Genomic DNA, 2,578 nt, shown 5'->3' on the forward strand with positions numbered 1-2,578 from the left:
TCCCCATGCAGCCCCCCGAGCGGCGCCCCCAGGCCGACGACCCGGTCTACGCCCTCTCCCCCCGCCACGGGGGCAGCGCCCTGGGCGCGGTACAGACCCCCGACGGCAAGGTGCTGCTGCTGGGCGCCCTGGCCCCGGGCGGCCGGGTCGAGGCCCACGGGCGGGCCCTGCGCGGCTTCTACGAGAGCGGGGCGGGCGACTGGTACGTGGCCCACGGCGACGAAGCCACGGTCTTCGCGCACTACGCCCAGGTGCTCGCCGAGCGGCTGGGCCAGCGCGGGCAGAGCCCGGCCCCCAGGGTCTGGTGCAGTTGGTACAGCTACTACACCGGCGTCAGCGAGGCGGTGATCCAGGAGGTGCTCGAGGGCCTGCAGGGCCTGCCCTTCGAGGTCGTGCAGCTCGACGACGGCTGGCAGCAGGACATGGGCGACTGGGAGCCCAACGCCAAGTTCCCCTCCGGCATGCCCTCGCTGGCGGTGCGCATCCGCGAGGCGGGCTACGCCCCGGGCCTGTGGATGGCCCCCTTCATCGTGCGGCCGAGCTCGAGGCTCTACCGCGAGCACCCCGACTGGCTGCTGCACGACACCCAGGGCGAGCTGGTGCCCGCCGGGTTCAACTGGGGCGGCCCCTACTACGCCCTCGACACCACCCACCCGCTGGTGCAGGCCTGGCTGCGCGCGGTGGTCCAGCGGGCGGTGGGCTGGGGCTACCGCTACCTCAAGCTCGACTTCCTCTACGCCGCCGCGCTCCCCGGCGTGCGCCACGAGAACGTCCCCCGCGAGCAGGCCTACCGCGAGGCGCTGCGGGCGGTGCGCGAGGCGGCGGGCGAAGACGTGTACATCCTGGCCTGCGGCGCGCCCATCCTGCCCTCGCTGGGGCTGGTGGACGGCCTGCGCGTGGGCCCCGACGTGGCCCCGCTGTGGCGAAACGAGGACCGCGAGGACCACCTGCACGACCTCACCGGGCCCGGCGGCCTCAACGCGCTGCGCACCTCGCTGCACCGGCTGTGGCTGCGCCCGCTGGTGCAGACCGACCCCGACGTGGCCTACTTCCGCACCCGCTACAACCTGCTCAGCCCGCCCCAGCGCCAGGTGCTCCAAGACCTCGCCAAAGTCGCCGGCTTCCTCGCCACCTCCGACCCGCCGCAGTGGCTCGACCCCGACGAGCGGGCGGCGATGGAGCGCTGGCTGCGGGAGGAGGTGCCGGTGGCCCAGACCGGCCCCTACCGCTACCGCCTGGGCGAGCGCGAGGTGGACTTCGGCGAGTGGCTCGGAGGTCGCGATGCATAAACGGGTCTACCAGAAGAAGGACGGACGCTACGTCTACCTCTACGGCCACCAGCCCCACACCCTGCCCCCGCTCGAGGAGGGCGAGGCCACCGGGGCCCCCAGCTCCCACGCCCGCTGGCACCCCCTGCGCCAGGAGTGGGTGGTCTACGCCGCCCACCGCCAGGGGCGGGTGTTCCTGCCGCCCAAGGAGTACGACCCCCTGGCCCCCAGCAAGCCCGGCGGCTTCCCCACCGACATCCCCTTCGAGGACTTCGAGATCGCCGTGCTGCAAAACCGCTGGCCCTCGCTCTCCCCCCGCGCCGGGACCCCGCCGGAGGGCCTGCCCGTGCCCACCCGCGAGGCCAACGGCGACTGCGAGGTGGTGGTCTTCACCCCCGAGCTCACCGGCAGCCTCGCCACCCTCGGCCAGGCCCAGCGCGAGCTGCTGCTGCGGGTGTGGACCGACCGCTACACCGACCTGCTGGCCCGCGAGGAGATCGCCTTCGTGATGCCCTTCGAGAACCGGGGCGTGGAGGTGGGCGTGACCATCCACCACCCCCACGGCCAGATCTACGCCTACCCCTGGGTGCCGCCCATCCTGCAGAAGGAGGTCGAGGCCTTCCGCCAGCGCCCGGTGCTGCTCGAGCTGCTCCCCGAGCTCGGCCCCTACACCGTGCAGGAGGACGAGCACACCCTCTGCGTGGTGCCGCCCTTCGCCCGCTACCCCTACGAGGTCTGGGTCTTCCCCAAGCGCTTCCACCCCGGCCCCTGGACCTTCTCCGGCGCCGAGGTCTCGAGCTTCGCCCAGCAGCTCGGCCAGATGGTGGCCCGCTACGACAAGCTCTTCGACCGGCCCTTCCCCTACATCATGGTCCTGCACGCCGCCCCCAAGGGCGAGGAGGGGCACTTCCACTTCCACGTGGAGTTCTACCCGCCCCTGCGAAGCCGCGACAAGCTCAAGTACCTCGCCGGGACCGAGATCGGCTCGGGCACCTTCGCCATGGACGCCCTGCCCGAGAACACCGCCCGCGAGCTGCGCGAGGTGCGCCTATGAACGAGTCGGCCCTGCGGCGGCTGCGCGACTGGATGGGCCAGAGGGGCCTGGAACGCCTCTTCGTGCAGCAGCCCGAGAACTTCGCCTGGCTCACCGGGGGCGACAACACTGTGGTCACGCTGCGCGGGGTGGGCTGGCTCGAGGTCTCCGGCACCCTGCGCCTGCACACCAGCCGCATCGAGGCCGCCCGCATGGCCGAGGAGGAGACGCCGGGGCTCGAGGTGGTCTCCTACCCCTGGCACGCCCCCTTCGACCC

At 72.9% G+C, this 2,578-nt stretch carries 3 protein-coding genes; all 3 read left to right on the forward strand.

Going from position 1 to position 2,578, the window contains the following annotated elements; translation table 11 throughout:
• On the forward strand, window positions 1-1,289 hold a 1,289-nt coding region (locus Mterra_RS20465), incomplete at its 5' end, for a glycoside hydrolase family 36 protein (RefSeq protein WP_147372990.1).
• Window positions 1,282-2,322 (forward strand): galactose-1-phosphate uridylyltransferase, encoded by a 1,041-nt coding sequence (galT, locus tag Mterra_RS20470; RefSeq protein ID WP_119316773.1) that lies wholly within the window; start codon window positions 1,282-1,284, stop codon window positions 2,320-2,322. The genes Mterra_RS20465 and galT, both read left to right, overlap by 8 nt.
• A partial coding sequence (locus Mterra_RS20475; protein WP_176582566.1) for an aminopeptidase P family N-terminal domain-containing protein occupies window positions 2,319-2,578 on the forward strand: 260 nt, incomplete at its 3' end. The genes galT and Mterra_RS20475, both read left to right, overlap by 4 nt.

This window comes from Calidithermus terrae (genome assembly GCF_003574345.1).
Lineage (GTDB): Bacteria > Deinococcota > Deinococci > Deinococcales > Thermaceae > Calidithermus > Calidithermus chliarophilus.